The organism is Paraglaciecola sp. L3A3 (assembly GCF_009796765.1).
Lineage (GTDB): Bacteria > Pseudomonadota > Gammaproteobacteria > Enterobacterales > Alteromonadaceae > Paraglaciecola.
The window spans coordinates 2,863,231-2,878,460 of the sequence record NZ_CP047023.1 but is presented as its reverse complement, the minus strand read 5'-3'; the positions used below and the strand labels follow the sequence as shown (position 1 = coordinate 2,878,460).

Genomic DNA, 15,230 nt, shown 5'->3' with positions numbered 1-15,230 from the left:
CAATTCTTTTAATCTACAGATCATTTCTTGTAAGCCATGAATTGCGTTTTCTATGCCTTAATCCGCTTTAGGTAGGATAAGTGGTCTAAGGTTTTTGCGGCATTATTATCAAGCGCGATTTTTGAGCTCATGAATGCCTTTTCAATTTTTGCAAAGTCTGACGAGTCAATCACTGGATCGTATTCTGAGGGGCGTACACCCATTCCTTCCAGTACAGAGTACCAACTATCTGAGGCAAATAAATCATCGGTATCGTGATATAACTGACCTTGAGAACGAAATAATTCAAGCTTAGTTTGTAAAGAGTCTGGGATCTCAAGATTTTGCCACATACGCCAAAACTCAGAATCTGTGCGTTTGGTTTCGCTGTAATGCAATATAATAAAGTCTCGAATACAATTATATTCGTGATCCATTCTTCGGTTGAATTCGTTGATCGGCGCTTGATATAGTTTTTTGCTGGGTATTGTCTGCACAAAATTCAACATAGCTTTCATGATCAAATAAATACTAGTTGATTCAAGAGGCTCTAAAAATCCAGACGATAAACCAATCGCTAAACAGTTCTTATGCCACATTTTTTTGCGTTTACCTGTGTTAAATGAAATCACTCTAGGTTCAGTAATGAATTCGCCCACATGTTTGGCTAATAATTCTTTTGCTGCAGAATCAGAGCAATATTGATCACAATATACATAGCCATTGCCTGTTCTATTTTGTAAGGGAATTTGCCATCTCCAACCATGCTCATGGGCCGTTGAACTAGTATAAGAGGGCAGTGGGCTTAATATTTCAGATTGTGCAGCTACGGCTTTATTTACCGGTAAATAGTGCTGCCAGTTTTCATAACCGATACGCATGGCTTTGCCCATCAATAAAGATTGTTGTCCACTACAGTCAATAAAAAAGTCTCCATCTACTCGTTGTCCATCTTCCATAATAAGATGACTAATCTGCCCGTCAGTATTTAGGTTAACCTGCTGAACATGACCTTTGCTGTGTTGTACTTTTTTATTTTTACAGTAATTAGTTAAATATTGTGCCACCAAAGTGGCATCAAAATGAAGTGCGTATGTAGACGATGATAAGTTGCTGGGTTGTTTCGGATCGGGAATAAAAAAACGATTTTGCTTGGATAAGGCAATCGCTGGAGAAAAGTCAGTGAACTCTGTATCACCGCCGTTCATTTTATGTTTTAGCCAATGTTGATAAAACGGTCGTCCATCTATTTTACTACCGACATACCCAAAAGGATGCCAATAATCCTTGCCTATAGTCTGCCAATCACAGAATTTGATACCTAATTTAAAACTAGCGTTAGTTTTAACGACAAAATCTGCTAAAGGAATTTTTAAATATTCCAGCATATCAACAATAGAAGGAATAGTTGCTTCGCCTACACCAACAGTGGGTACATGGGGTGATTCGATTAAACGAATTGTACATGGAAGATGAGCTAAGGCTCTTGAAAGTATTGATGCAGAAATCCAACCTGCAGTACCGCCTCCAACAATGACAAATGTTTGTATTTGTTGCTCAGTTGACATTTGTTTCCTCTATATCTTTTCATGGGGTCTAAACAAAACAGGCTCTATATTAACACATAGAGCCTGTTGAATTGTTTACAGTACTAGCTTGTTTAGAACTTAGCGGTTAAACCTAATTGATAACGAACACCTGAATATTGAACTAATGTTACACGTTCACGAACGTCTGCATATTCAAGAATATTTTCGTCAGTTAAGTTAATTGCTTCAAAGTTAACGGTGAAACTTTCGTTGATATCATAAGAAGTACTGAAGTCAAATTGACCATAGGCTTCTACATGTTCAGCTAAAGTACCATTTGAACGCGCACCTTGACGAGCGGCTAAGAAACTATCACGCCAGTTATAAGCTAAACGTGCTTGGAAGCCATCTTTTTCGTAAAACGCAATAACGTTATATGAATTTTCAGAGAAACCTTCTAAGCCACTACCAGCAGCTTTTACGCCATCTAGGTCAAGTTGCTCGGCTGCGGCATCTTTGTCTTCACTTGATGTATAAGTATAGTTAGCTTGGACACCGAAACCGTCCCAGAATCCTGGTAGGTAATCGAAGTAATGCAAACCAGCAATTTCGAAACCAGTTACCGTACCACCAGTACGGTTGCCTTTTTCAGTAATGGTTTCGATTAAGTCTCCCCAGCCTTCAATATCAACACCTGTATCTTCTTGATAAGTACGAGTGGAGATAAAGCTAGTGATGTCTTTATGGAAGAAGTTTAATGAATAGGCACTACCTGAATCATGATAATACTCAAACGATAAATCAAATTGAGTGGCTTTATAGGGTTCTAAGAAAGGATTACCACCTGATTGACTGAAGCTTTCTGCACGGTCATTATTGTAACTTTTATTTACCCCTGTGTCAGCTAGAGAAGGACGTGTAATAACCTGAGCGGCTGCACCTTTTACATAAAATCCATTACGGTAATCAAGGGCCACGTTTAAGCTAGGTAATAAATGATTGTAGTCATTGTTTTCAGTTACGGGGCGAGGATCTGTATATTCTACTTCAAGCACTATACCATCACCTGTATCAGGGCGAGTTGGGTCTACAAATTTTTCAACACTAATTCGATCTTTACGATGACCTGTAGAAGATACATCAGTTTGCACATAACGAGCACCAAAGTTACCGGTTAAATCGAAGCTAGAGAACTCAGTTTCAAAATTAGCTTGAGTGTAAAGCGCTAATACTTCTTCTGTATTTTCTACTGAAGCCGCTTCATCTAATAATTCTTCAGCCCAATCTGGTTCGCTACGCAATGTACCAATATCTGTAATAAATTGGTCTAAATCATTAATTATGACAAATTCACGAGGGAAATTTCCAGACACATCGGATAGAAAGCCACTGTCTTTATTGATTGAGAATAAGCCATCAGACATCAAGCGTGAAGTACCACAAGTATTGGTTGCCGCTTTTGCTATTTCGTCTTCAATATTTTGGTTTGAGCAACCATTTTCATTTTTGAAAGTAATTTGTGATTTTTTACGATCAGTATATGAAATACCGAAATCAACAGATTGAATGTAATCTATATCACCTTCGAAATCATAACTAGCATCAAATTTTGCTTCAAATACTTCATCTTTTAATTCATTGTGACGTACATCGTTCCAGTGAGCACGTACACTGCGAGGGTCGCCAACATCAATAGTTGAATCGATAGCAATGACATCACCTTGGGTTGCGTCAAATTTGATGTAATCAGCATCGGTTAATCCCAATTCTTGGCCAGGGATGCTTTGATCAACTGTATGATTAATGTAGTGAGGTACAAAGGTGTTTCCTTTGGGATCTGATGTCGCTTTAGAATAGGAAAGGTCACCTTCAAATGCCCAACGATTTGCGAATATTTCACTATTAAAACCAAACACTTCAGTCGTTGAGTCTTGTCCAACTTGTTTAAATAAACCATCGATTGGGCTACTTTCTTTGGTAGCTGATAGTGCTGTTTGGTTTTCTGATATTACTACATCTGTCCAACCTGAATATTGTAATGGTACTTGCATACCATTACTAAATTCTTGGCGACTAAGATCTGAATACAAGTAATCAAATGTATGAGTAACGTCTGAACTAGGTGCCCATTGTAATGTTACGTTGGCACTGGTACGTTCACGTTTTTCTTCTGATAAATTGTACTCAGCACGACCAGGATAAAAAATAGAGCCCGATGTTACTGGCGCACCGTTAACATCACTAATTGGACCTGGTGCATATTCAGTATTATCGGCTTGAAAACTTGCCCATAAGTTAGTGGCAGCTGAGTCAATACGGCTGGTTGATTGAACTTGCGATAACCCCACTAACACACCAAAAGTATCATCATTAAAGGTGTTACTGAATATACCTGAAAATTTTGGATCTAATTCTTCAGATAAATCATTGTATTTCATGTTGACTGAGCCAACAGCATGCATGCCTGGATTATTTAAAGGACGTGCAGTACTGACATTAACATATGCGCCTAAACTACCTTCAGCAATATTCGCTCTAGAAGCTTTAATTACATCAGCACCAGAAATAAGTTCAGATGGTAAAACTTGGAAATCAAAATCACGACCACGATCTGTAGTAGCAATCGTTCTGTTGTTTACTTTAACTGCATTAAATTTTGGACCAAATCCACGCACAGTTACTTTAGAACCTTCACCATTGGTACGAGAAATCATCACACCTGAGATACGTTGCAATGATTCTGCAACGTTTTGATCAGGGAATTTACCAATATCTTCAGCCACAATGCTGTCTTGAATAGAAGCTGCGTTTTTCTTTATATCCATTGATTCAGTCAAGCTGCTACGAATACCTGAAACTTGAATAACTTCAGTGTTATCTACTTCTTGTGAATAACCTAGGTTGGAATATAAGGCACTAGATATTGCTAAACTAATAGGTAGAACTTTAGAGTTGAGTGTTTTTTTCATGTGTAATCCTTTGATGTTGTATTTAAAACCAAGTTTTTATGTTTTGTTTTTTATAATTTGAATTTTTTCACCAAATAGTAATATTGAAACAAAGTTATATAGTTTTTATACAAACCTCTAAATGTGTTATTAAAATAATAGAAGCTTTAAGTTTCTGTTATTAATCATTTTTTCTTTATATTTTTTATCATTTCACTACATGATTATGAATAATAGTGAACTTAGCCAACATGTTATTTTTGAGTTGTTGAAATGTTAACAATGTGATTTAAAGTGAATGCGGATAGTTTTGCAAGTAAAAACGTTATTAATATGTGAAAAAAGATAATATAAACATCGTTAAACATAATTATGTGACAAATCTGCATTATTACACATAAAGTGGTGTGGTTTTTTTGTGTATTCTTGATTATTTTGTAATGAGGTTATTTCTGAAAATAATACAGGCAGTAGTATCTTGGGATGGCCATTAACAGATGTTATTAATGGCCTGCTATTCTTGGTAAATTGACTTGATGGGGTTTAAGTGATTATAGTTTTTCTAATTTAATAGGATAACTTTGATTCGCTCTCCATTGACCTACATATAGGTTGTCATTTTCATCAATACATACTGTATGACAATGATTAAAGACATCCCAAGTAGAACACATAGGTTGTAACACGCCATCAACATACTCAGGTTGGGTGCCACCTAAATTAGCAATCACTTTATTTTCTTTATCAAGAATACAAATAAAACCTGAATCTACTGCGTTAGTTTCATCTACATGAGACCAACAGACAGGGGCAAAACCATAGCTACCTTTTAAGACAGGTGCGCCTATGTATGCTCCAGGAGTGGCAATAGTTTTGATGTATTCGCCTTGCATAGTGAATAATTTTAAAGCTCTTTCTGCACGGGAGCTAATAATTAAATGGGCTTCACCAGCCTGTCGGTTATCAATTCTGATGCCATGGGTATTCGCTAGATTTAAGTCACTATCTTGATTATCGTGACCACCCCAATGACGAATGTAGCGGCCTTGTTTGTCATACTGTAAAACATAGTCTGAACCGTACCCATCTGTTACATATAGGTCGCCATTGTCGGCAATAGCGATATCTGTAGGTCGAAATGCTTGTTCAGGTTTGTACACTCCAATCGTTTGTGGATGACCAATTGTATATATTAGACGCCCTTCGATTGTGAGTTTAGCAATGAAGCCACTTTGTGATACTACCTTATTATAAGGCGAATCCCATGCATCTGTAGAAACGCCATCCCACTTAGGGTTTAGCAACCAGCCACTATCCACTACATATAAAAAATCTTGACCGTTCTCGTTGACGACTTTAAGTGAATGACCACCAGGAAATTCTGTACCCCATGCTTCTAATAACTCCCCCTCTTTGTTGTAGATAATAATATTGTTTTTTACATTGTCGGTGATCATCAAAATACGGCCTTGCGAGTCAATGGCTAAATCATGGCAGTTTTCTACAGGATACAAACTGGGATCGAGTTGTCCCCAATGCATGTCTATTCGGTACTGAAAGTTGCCAGCACCAACAATTTTTCCATGGGGATTTAATTTTGATTTAGGTAAAGTTGAAGGAGTTAAAGTCATAGATTTCTCTTGTTTAGGTTTCTATATTCAGAACAAACTGTATTGCGCAAAAGGCTAAATATGTATAAATAATATTTTGGGATTAATAAATAGACATGACAATTTGATCTGCTACATCAAATTGACTTAATAAGATTAAATAGTTTATAGAAAAGATTGTAGCAAGTTTGAAAAGCAAGTAAATAGTGAATTGTTAACAATGGGGTGGGTTATTAAGAAAAGCGTTTAGCAAAGGCTAAACGCTTCTGATAGTAAACTATCGAATGTTGGCTTTTAATGCTTTAGTAGCGTTATTACCATCACTGCTACGTAATGCGTCAACTATTGCTCTGTGCTCAGCTACACAAGCGTCACCAGATATTATACGTTTATAGTTTAAACGCATACGCATAACAAACGGGTACCATATGTTAACTAATTCGTCGCCGCCGGCTTTGTAGATTAAATACCGGTGGAAAGAGATATCTACTTTGGTTACTTCGGTGAAGTCATCTCGTTCAAAGGCTGCTTGTAGTTCATCAAGAATTTTATCTAATTCAGCAAAATTTTTGTCAGTTAGCGTGTTATGTAATCTTTCAATTGCATACACCTCTATATTACGTCTTAAACTGATCATTAGTTTTTGCATGTTTGGATCAAGAACACAATTAACTGAAGCACCAACGTTATTTTTAGAAATTAACAGACCTTCTTTAGTTAATTGTAAAATAACATCTCTAATAGGTCCCCTTGATAAACCAAAACGGTCTGCAAGTTCTTTTTCATTTAACTTAGTATTAGGCGCCAAATCACCAGAAATTATATCTGAACGCAATTGTTCTGCTATTTGATCTTTTACAGATAGAATTTTTGTTGGTCTTGTGCCGCTCATATTAGTTCCTATTATTATTTTGATTCTGGATTGTAAGGGGAATCATGGGAGGATTTCAAATGTTTTATGGTTTATTGTCTACAGGTTACAATTTTATTTATATATGTGCTGCAATATTCTTATATGAAAAAATACAGCCTAAATTTAAGATCAATTAGCAAAACATATCTAAAATTGATACATCAAAGCATTTTAACTTAATTAATGGTTATAAGGCAATAGACGTGTCTGTGTTGCTAACAGAGTAATGAACGCTTTAAATTTACCTGTCACATATTAATTGTTAACAATTGTTGTGGCTTGAGTTAATATGCCAATAAATATGTTAATTGTAAGTTAGCATGATTTTTGGTTTATCAAGGGTTGTTTGTTTTTTGAATTTATTAAAGAGTAATGATAAGCATAAGAATATTTAAAGTAATTTGACTCTGATTAATAAAAAGAATTCTCCGAGGTTATAAAATATGTCACAAAATAAAATGAGTTTAGCCACTAAGCGTGCGATTGAGCGTGGTTATGATCAACAAGGACCAGAATGGTTAACCGAATTTGATGTTATGGATTTAAAGGGGGATTTTGCCTTTGAAGAAGGTGTTATCCGTCGTGACCCAACCTCAGTAATCTTAGTTGATGGGGTTTATCATTGTTGGTATACCAAAGGCCAAGGTGAAACAGTTGGTTTTGGTTCTGATAATCCAGAAGATAAAGTCTTTCCTTGGGATTTAACCGAAGTTTGGCATGCAACGTCAAATGATACTATTACTTGGAAAGAGCAAGGCCCAGCAATTCAACGAGGTGAAGCTGGTGAATTTGACGATCGCGCAGTATTTACCCCAGAAGTATTAGTACACGACAACAAATATTATCTAGTTTACCAAACCGTTCAATTTCCTTATACCAACAGACAGTACGAACAAGTAGCTATTGCCTGGGCTGATTCGCCTGATGGTCCGTGGCATAAAAGTACAGCCCCAATCCTAAGCCCATCAAAGAACGGAGAGTGGGACGGCGACCAAGATAACCGTTTTCATGTTAAGTCTAAAGGAAGTTTTGATAGCCATAAAGTACATGATCCATGTGTCGTTTTCTTCAACAATAAATTTTACCTTTATTATAAAGGAGAAACTATGGGTGAAGAGATGAACATGGGCGGACGTGAAATAAAACATGGTGTAGCAATAGCAGACAATATTCTAGGTCCATATATCAAGTCTGAATTTAACCCTATTTCTAATAGTGGACATGAAGTGGTTGTGTGGAATTTCCAAGGTGGGATTGCCTCACTTATCACCACAGATGGTCCGGAAAAAAATACGGTTCAATTTGCACCTGATGGCATTAATTTTGAAATTAAAGCCCATGTTAAAGGAGCACCTGAAGCAGTGGGTTTATTTCGTGACGACAAAGAAAATGCTCTTCCTGCGCCGGGTATCACTTGGGGATTAACTCACAAGTATGATGCCAGCTGGAATTGGAATTACATCTGTAAATTTGTTCCACGTAAACAAGTTTTAGATGCGGGAACATTTCAAAACTCTCACTAATTATAGTTAACAGCTCTTTATTATTCAGTTGATTTATTTCAACAGAGGTATAAAAAGTTGTGGCTGCCGGGAGATTCTACATCAATTGTTTAATCTCCCCATTTTTAGTCAATAACTCAGTAAATTGCAGATACCAGTTATCGGCAAAATGTTTTTATAAAAGCTTGGATTAGCAATTATTAGAAATATATATCGCCAGACCCATTTATTAAGTTGTGTGAGATGAGTATGTTTAGCATGGTGCGTAAGGACATAAATTGGTTCGTTCGATTACTGATTACCACTAGTCTGGTTGCTTATCCTGTGGCAAGTAAACAAACTTTTAATCAAGCGATACAACAACTATCGATTCAGCATAAACCAATTATACTTAAACAAGGCAAATCTCGGGCCGCTGTGTTAGCTGAATTTCAAGGCCGAGTGATGGTCACCAGTGCCGATGGAGAGTTAGGTCAAACGTTAGGCTGGTCTAATTTTGAATACTTAGCAACACCTAATACAGATAACAATTCAGTTACTGGTGGGGCTTCTCGTTTATGGTTTGGTCCTGAAACGGGCCCTTATTCGGTTTTTTTTAAACCAGGAAAACCTAGGACCGTCAACAATATTCAAGTGCAAGACGCGGTTTCTTTGCAACCTTTCACTTTGATAGCACAATCTGATTCTGTCGCTAATTTTAAACAAAATATCTCCATTCAAAATCATTTTGGTTTCACCTTCGAATTATCTGTAGAGCGTAAAATTGAATTATTTGCCGCCACTAAAATAGCCGAAAATTTGTCAATTGATCTTGATGATAATCTATCTGTTGTGGGGTTTTCAGCGCGAACTGAAATTACCAATATTAGTCAACATGATTGGCGAAAAGGGACAGGTTTGTTATCAATTTGGGAGTTAGGTGCTTTTGAACCGAGTGATACCACAGTTATTTTTATACCTATTAAAGGTCAATTGGCTGAGGTAACCAGTTACTTTACGCCGACTAAAACGTCGCATGCTCAGATCAAAAATGGAGTGGTGTATTATAAAGCAGATGCCCATTATATGAATAAAATTGGTATCCCAGCGGCTAATGCTACTGATCTTATGGGCAGTTACGATAAAACTGCAAAACTACTGACAATATTTGAATTTCAACTCAATTCTGCTAATGAACTTTACAACAATTCAGTCTGGTATGAAGAAAATTACCACCCTTATAAAGGTGATGTAATTAATGTCTTTAATGACGGACTAGTCGATGGAGAAGGGCCTTTTGGACCTTTTTATGAGCTAGAGACATCATCAAGTGCCCGTGAATTAAAAGTGGGACAAAGTCAGCAACATTTTCAAAATACTTATCATTTTCAAGGTGATGAAAAACACCTTAATAAAATAACTAAGAAACTTTTTGGATTGTCACTAAACACAGCTTTGACTGTATTTAGTGATTAATTTTAGTTGAATATCTAGGAGATATGCATGTTTCAAAAACGCACTAAAGCGTGGGGTATATTACTCTCGACTATCGCCAGCACATCATTAGTTGTCGGCTGTAGTGGTTCAGATTCAAATGAATCGCAGTCAAAAAAAGACGCTAATAGCCAAGTTCAGATTGAACAACTAATGCTTTTATTTGATTTTGAAAATGCGGAACAACTTTCTAAGATCAAATTTGAAAATGTAGATACTGAGTTTGTTACATCTGGAAAAGGGGTAACCCAAGGCAAACAAGCTCTAGCACTAACCTTAAAAGCTAAAGATAATTACAAAACCTCATTTGCCTTTACGCCAAAAGACAAATGGGATTGGAGTGACAAAGGGCCGTTCAAAGTCGCGTTAGATATTGCTAACCCATTGGATTTATCAGCCCAAATTTATGTCACTGTGGCTGATGGGAAAGGCCAAACACACAACCGCAGTGTGATAGTACCAGAGCAGTCTAATGGCACATACAGCATAGAATTAGCCGGCGGCGACTTAGGTTTTGAAACGGGTATTCGCTCTAACCCTAAAAGTGCTGATGACCCAACTACACCCGTTACTTGGCGCTGGGGCGTGAAAGAGCTCGACTTAACCCAAATTACCAGTATCAAGATTTCAATGACCAGTTTGTTGCACGATAGAAAATTAGTTATAGATAACGTACGCCTTATTAAAGGTGGTCAATATGATCTGGATAATTTAACACATGTGGTGGACCAATTTGGTCAAAACGCTAAGGTCGAATTTCCGGACAAAGTACATTCTCTTGCCGAGCTATTAAGCAATAAAGAACAAGAAGAAAATACCTTAGACGGTAAACTCATGGCTGACCGCTCGAAATTTGGTGGTTGGAAAAATGGCCCTAAATTAGATGCCACAGGTTATTTTAGAACCACCAAAATTGACGGGCAATGGTCTTTAGTTGACCCTGAAGGTTATCTGTTTTTCTCTCACGGCCTTGCTAATGTCAGAATGTCGAATACCTCAACCATAACAGGTTATGATTTTGATAAAAGTATGATTGTGCAAAGGGATAAAAATGATTTAACCCCAGAAGACTCCAAAGGGTTAGGGTCGATTTCAGGTTCTGCTTTATACACTCGCTATCAGGCATCATCTTTGCGTAGTAATATGTTTACTTGGTTGCCGAGTTACGATGACCCTTTAGCTAATCATTTTGGTTATCGTCGAACAGTACATGTTGGTGCTGTTGAACACGGAGAAACATACAGTTTTTACAGAGCAAATTTAGAGCGTAAATATGGTGAAACCACGACTGAGTCATTTATGCAAGATTGGCAACAAACTACATTAAATCGAATGAATAACTGGGGCTTTACTTCTTTTGGTAACTGGATAGATCCCAGTTTTTACGCCCAACAACAAGTCCCATATTTTGCTAACGGCTGGATCATTGGTGATTTTAAAACTGTCAGTAGTGGCGACGATTATTGGTCAGCACTGCCTGATCCTTTCGACCCCTTATTTGTAGTACGTGCTCGAGTAACCGCAGAAGCCATTGCTGAAGAAGTACAAGGTAACCCTTGGTGTGTAGGGGTGTTTATTGATAATGAAAAAAGTTGGGGCCGAGAAGGTAGTTTGCAAAGTCAGTACGGTATAGTGATTAATACTTTGTCTAAAGCAGATGACGAAAGCCCAACTAAAGCGGTATTTACCCGCTTGTTAAGAGATAATTATGCAAATATTCAGGCATTGAATAAGGTATGGGGAACTGACTTTTCTAGCTGGCAAGATGTTGCTCAAGGTTTTGAATTAACAGGAGTTATTGATGCAATGCAAAGTGATTTTGCTACCATGTTGTTTACTTATGCGGAGAAATATTTTGCAGTAGTAAACGCAGAAGTGAAACGTGTAATGCCTAATCATATGTATATGGGGGTTCGCTTCGCTGATTGGGGTATGACGCCTGAAATTGTAAAAGCTGCGGCAAAACATGCAGATGTGGTGAGTTATAACTATTACAAAGAAGGATTACAAAAGGACCATTGGGCTTTTTTAGCTGAAATAGATATGCCAAGCATTATTGGCGAATTCCACATTGGTGCTACTGATACTGGTTTATTCAACCCTGGATTGGTGCATGCACAAAGCCAAGCGGATAGGGGTCGTATGTATCAGGATTATATGAATTCTGTGATTGATAATCCGTATTTTGTTGGAGCACATTGGTTTCAATATATAGATTCGCCTCTAACAGGTCGTGCTTATGATGGTGAAAATTATAATGTCGGTTTTGTCAGTGTTACCGATACGCCTTATACAGAGATGGTTAAAGCAGCAAAATCTTTTAATAGTAAAATTTATACGCGAAAATTTAAAAAATTAGCGGATAAAAAATAACAAACTTAAAGTCATTTTTTAAATTCATATTGTTAACTCAATCTAACGTGCGGCTTTGTTTCTGACTAAGCTGCACTTTGTTGAATATCATTATTTAATTCTAGGCCCTTCTGTCGTTTGTCTTTATAATCCTTAAAAAGTTATTGGTGCTTAAACCTTAATCATAGGGCGCGTTTAAATTCAGATAAGCATATTTTTCGGTACAAAAAAACGGCCTTTAAAAGGCCGTTTTTGTTTGATTCGGTTTAATAATATTAATTAACTTAGAATATTATTACCTTTGTTTTCTTGTTGATGAATAGTGACAGGCCAACCTGGATATTGGTTGCTTGCTTTACCATCAGTTACGTCCACTAAGAATTTATAAGCTTGCATTGTGTAAGTACGTTTTTCAGAATCAAAGGTGATAAAACCAAAACCACTGCCTTTTTCATGGGCTTGAACATATCGATTACCTGATTTACCTACCACTGGATTACCGACCGCATAGACATAAATCTTATTGCCAAAACTATCTTTATATTCACCTGTTTCAGCTAAGCCGTGAGCTGGACGGTTTTTATGAGGCATATTCATAGAGTCAGGTTTCCACCAACGTGGCCATCCTGCTGAAATGGCTGGGGTACAAAAGGCCCAGTTACTATCTCTTTGTTGATGCACTCCATATTGTGATAACGAACCTAAATGTGTATCGCCGCAAATGTGTAGTGCCATAGAGTCGCGCATGACATCTATTGCGCGGTCTCGGGCTGATGCCGGCCAACCACTTGAATCAAAATCGTATTTTAAGAAACGGTTAGGTAAAGGTTGGTGAGTAGAAATTCCGGCGAATACAGTTTGGCTTAATACTGCTTTTAAAGTGTGTCCACGCCAATCATTCCCCCATTGAACCAGAAAGTCTTCTTGACGTTTACCTAACAAATCTAATCCCGGTGGATTAAATGCAGGGTTATAAGATAGAGGATCTTCATCCTGACCGGTTTCTCCCACAGCCACACCAATACGCTCAGGGCCGCTCTTCCACTGTCTGTCAGCTATGATGGCAAAACTCACTCCGCCATATAACATCTCGCCATAATATGAGCTTATACCATTTGTTGGGGTTGGATCGTAGGGATCAGGGTGATGATTAAGTGTAGTTCTATGTACCATGTTTACCACGCGCGCAGAGTCTATATAACCGCCTAACACACTTGCAGTGGGATCTTTCTCTATATTTTGCATTTTGGCGCCACCTTCACCCCACAAGTTACCTTGTAGAACATCGTGATCGTCGGGTAAACAAATAGTCGGTTGATTACGCATGACTTCTTTAAAAGACCAACCAAATTGATAGAACTTGCGCAAATAGTTGAGGATAGCTAAGTTGTCAGGACTCCGCACAATACCGAAACCACCATGACTTTCATAAATTTGGTCTCCGGAGAAAAATACAATATCTGGGGTTAGTTTCTCGACATTTTGCGCAACAGGTTCATAGGGGAATCCATAGTCATTTTGGCAGGTTAGGGCGGCCATACGTAGCTTGCTACTAGTAGGGTTAGCTTTTATATTGCCCGTATATATGTCTGGTGTTGCTGTACCATCTGAATGTTTTTCAAGGTATACCACTCTGAATGGGGTGTCTTGTTTTTCGCTCCAGTTGGCAATCCGGAATGTTGCTAACCAGCCATCATGATTGATAGTTTGTTTACCAAGTGATATCCATTGGTTATTGCGTTGAACCTGTAGCTCAATTTTTTGATTGTCTTTATTGCCTATTGGACCTGTATAAGCGCTTAGTTTCATTACAAAACCTTCAGCTGCTCGGGAATCACTTAGGGAATACATGGTCCAGAGAATAGGACCAAATTTTCGCTCATCATGAACCGATAATGCATCACCTTGCATAATCCAATTACTAAAACGATATCGACTACCTAATTTGTTTTCTGGGATTTGTTCTAGGGTCACTGATGGGATTGAAAAATTACTCACTAGGGCAATATTACCTAATAACTCTGAGGCCGGTACCAAGTGAGTTAAACTGCCAATCACTCTACCAGAGTCACTTAGTTTTGCTGTAAGTTCTAATGACATTGCACCTGATTGAGGTGTGCCGACTAATTCTAATGTGACAGCTTGTTTATCGAGTTGTATGTTTAAAGGTGTAGTATTGCCACCTAACATCAGGTCATTATTTTTAATCCCCAGATCGTAACCTTGTTGCACAAAACAATTACTGCGGTATTCATTTAACTCACTTTTGACACCTAAACGTAGACCTGCACCACCATCATTATGGTGCTTTTCCAATCGAGCTAGTTGTACAGAAATAGAAAACGTTTGATCTACATAGGTCAGTTGATGAGTAAGAGAATGAACACTTCGATTGCCACCTCTAGATAAACATTCTGCACCACCATCGATTACACGCCAATCTTCCATTGGGTTTGCCCAATATTCACCACCTAACCAAACTCTATCGTGAGTTTTATGCCAACTATCACGGTTGGGATTAGTCGCGGTTTTGACAATTGCCGATGTCATTACTTTGGTATTAGTTTGGCAGCTAGAAACACCTGTTGCTACCACACCGGCAGCAAACATTTTTAGAGCAGAGCGACGAGATATGTTTTTATCCATTATTTATCTACCTGTATCTTTGGTAATTGTTAACAATATTCATTTGATAACTATAATGAATTTTTATCTAAAGGTCATGTATTTGTTGCTTTTTTTAAATAACTTTAGTTTTTTTGTATAGTTATTGTAAAGGCCATATATGACCTTTACAAACTGTGGTAGATAAGGCTTTGTAAATAGTTCATTGCGTTTATCAGTTGGGGTTGATTTAATTGGAATAGCTTAAATTTCATCAATTTGTTCAATTATTCAGCGGTCAGTAAACTAGGTGATGATTG

The 15,230-nt window shown here is 37.5% G+C and carries 8 protein-coding genes; 3 read left to right on the top strand and 5 right to left on the bottom strand.

Annotation, left to right across the window (positions count from 1 at the left end; all coding sequences use genetic code 11):
• Positions 1-50 precede the first annotated feature (50 nt).
• The 4 genes from GQR87_RS12015 to GQR87_RS12000 form a co-directional block, all read right to left on the bottom strand.
• Positions 51-1,547: a tryptophan halogenase family protein gene (locus GQR87_RS12015; protein ID WP_158969606.1), complete on the bottom strand. Its 1,497-nt coding sequence runs from the start codon at positions 1,545-1,547 to the stop codon at positions 51-53.
• Positions 1,548-1,639: 92 nt separating this feature from the next.
• Positions 1,640-4,477 (bottom strand): TonB-dependent receptor, encoded by a 2,838-nt coding sequence (locus GQR87_RS12010; protein WP_158969604.1) that lies wholly within the window; start codon positions 4,475-4,477, stop codon positions 1,640-1,642.
• A 530-nt stretch (positions 4,478-5,007) separates the two neighbouring features.
• On the bottom strand, positions 5,008-6,087 hold the full coding sequence (locus GQR87_RS12005; RefSeq protein ID WP_158969602.1) for a 6-bladed beta-propeller: 1,080 nt from the start codon (positions 6,085-6,087) through the stop codon (positions 5,008-5,010).
• A 256-nt stretch (positions 6,088-6,343) separates the two neighbouring features.
• Positions 6,344-6,958 carry a GntR family transcriptional regulator gene (locus tag GQR87_RS12000; protein ID WP_158969600.1) on the bottom strand — a complete coding sequence of 205 codons (615 nt, stop codon included), beginning with the start codon at positions 6,956-6,958 and terminating at the stop codon, positions 6,344-6,346.
• Between the two features lie 464 nt (positions 6,959-7,422).
• On the opposite strand from GQR87_RS12000, the gene GQR87_RS11995 reads away from it, so the two are divergent.
• The 3 genes from GQR87_RS11995 to GQR87_RS11985 all read left to right on the top strand — a co-directional run bounded on the left by GQR87_RS11995 (position 7,423) and on the right by GQR87_RS11985 (position 12,327).
• Positions 7,423-8,502, top strand: coding sequence for a family 43 glycosylhydrolase (locus tag GQR87_RS11995; RefSeq protein WP_158969598.1), 1,080 nt, complete (start codon positions 7,423-7,425; stop codon positions 8,500-8,502).
• Positions 8,503-8,724: 222 nt separating this feature from the next.
• Entirely contained in the window at positions 8,725-9,936 is a 1,212-nt protein-coding gene (locus tag GQR87_RS11990) for a DUF6786 family protein (RefSeq protein ID WP_158969596.1), read from the top strand.
• 27 nt (positions 9,937-9,963) lie between these two features.
• On the top strand, positions 9,964-12,327 hold the full coding sequence (locus tag GQR87_RS11985; RefSeq protein WP_158969594.1) for a beta-galactosidase: 2,364 nt from the start codon (positions 9,964-9,966) through the stop codon (positions 12,325-12,327).
• Between the two features lie 258 nt (positions 12,328-12,585).
• On the opposite strand, the gene GQR87_RS11980 is transcribed toward GQR87_RS11985, so the two are convergent.
• On the bottom strand, positions 12,586-14,952 hold the full coding sequence (locus tag GQR87_RS11980; RefSeq protein WP_158969592.1) for an alkaline phosphatase D family protein: 2,367 nt from the start codon (positions 14,950-14,952) through the stop codon (positions 12,586-12,588).
• Positions 14,953-15,230: the final 278 nt, after the last annotated feature.

Bases quoted from the DNA above. Each gene is read 5' to 3' on its own strand.
- GQR87_RS11980 (WP_158969592.1), bottom strand. From the start codon at position 14,952: ATGGATAAAAACATATCTCGTCGCTCTGCTCTAAAAATGTTTGCTGCC.
- GQR87_RS12015 (WP_158969606.1), bottom strand. From the start codon at position 1,547: ATGTCAACTGAGCAACAAATACAAACATTTGTCATTGTTGGAGGCGGT.
- GQR87_RS11995 (WP_158969598.1), top strand. From the start codon at position 7,423: ATGTCACAAAATAAAATGAGTTTAGCCACTAAGCGTGCGATTGAGCGT.
- GQR87_RS11985 (WP_158969594.1), top strand. From the start codon at position 9,964: ATGTTTCAAAAACGCACTAAAGCGTGGGGTATATTACTCTCGACTATC.
- GQR87_RS12010 (WP_158969604.1), bottom strand. From the start codon at position 4,477: ATGAAAAAAACACTCAACTCTAAAGTTCTACCTATTAGTTTAGCAATA.
- GQR87_RS12005 (WP_158969602.1), bottom strand. From the start codon at position 6,087: ATGACTTTAACTCCTTCAACTTTACCTAAATCAAAATTAAATCCCCAT.
- GQR87_RS11990 (WP_158969596.1), top strand. From the start codon at position 8,725: ATGAGTATGTTTAGCATGGTGCGTAAGGACATAAATTGGTTCGTTCGA.
- GQR87_RS12000 (WP_158969600.1), bottom strand. From the start codon at position 6,958: ATGAGCGGCACAAGACCAACAAAAATTCTATCTGTAAAAGATCAAATA.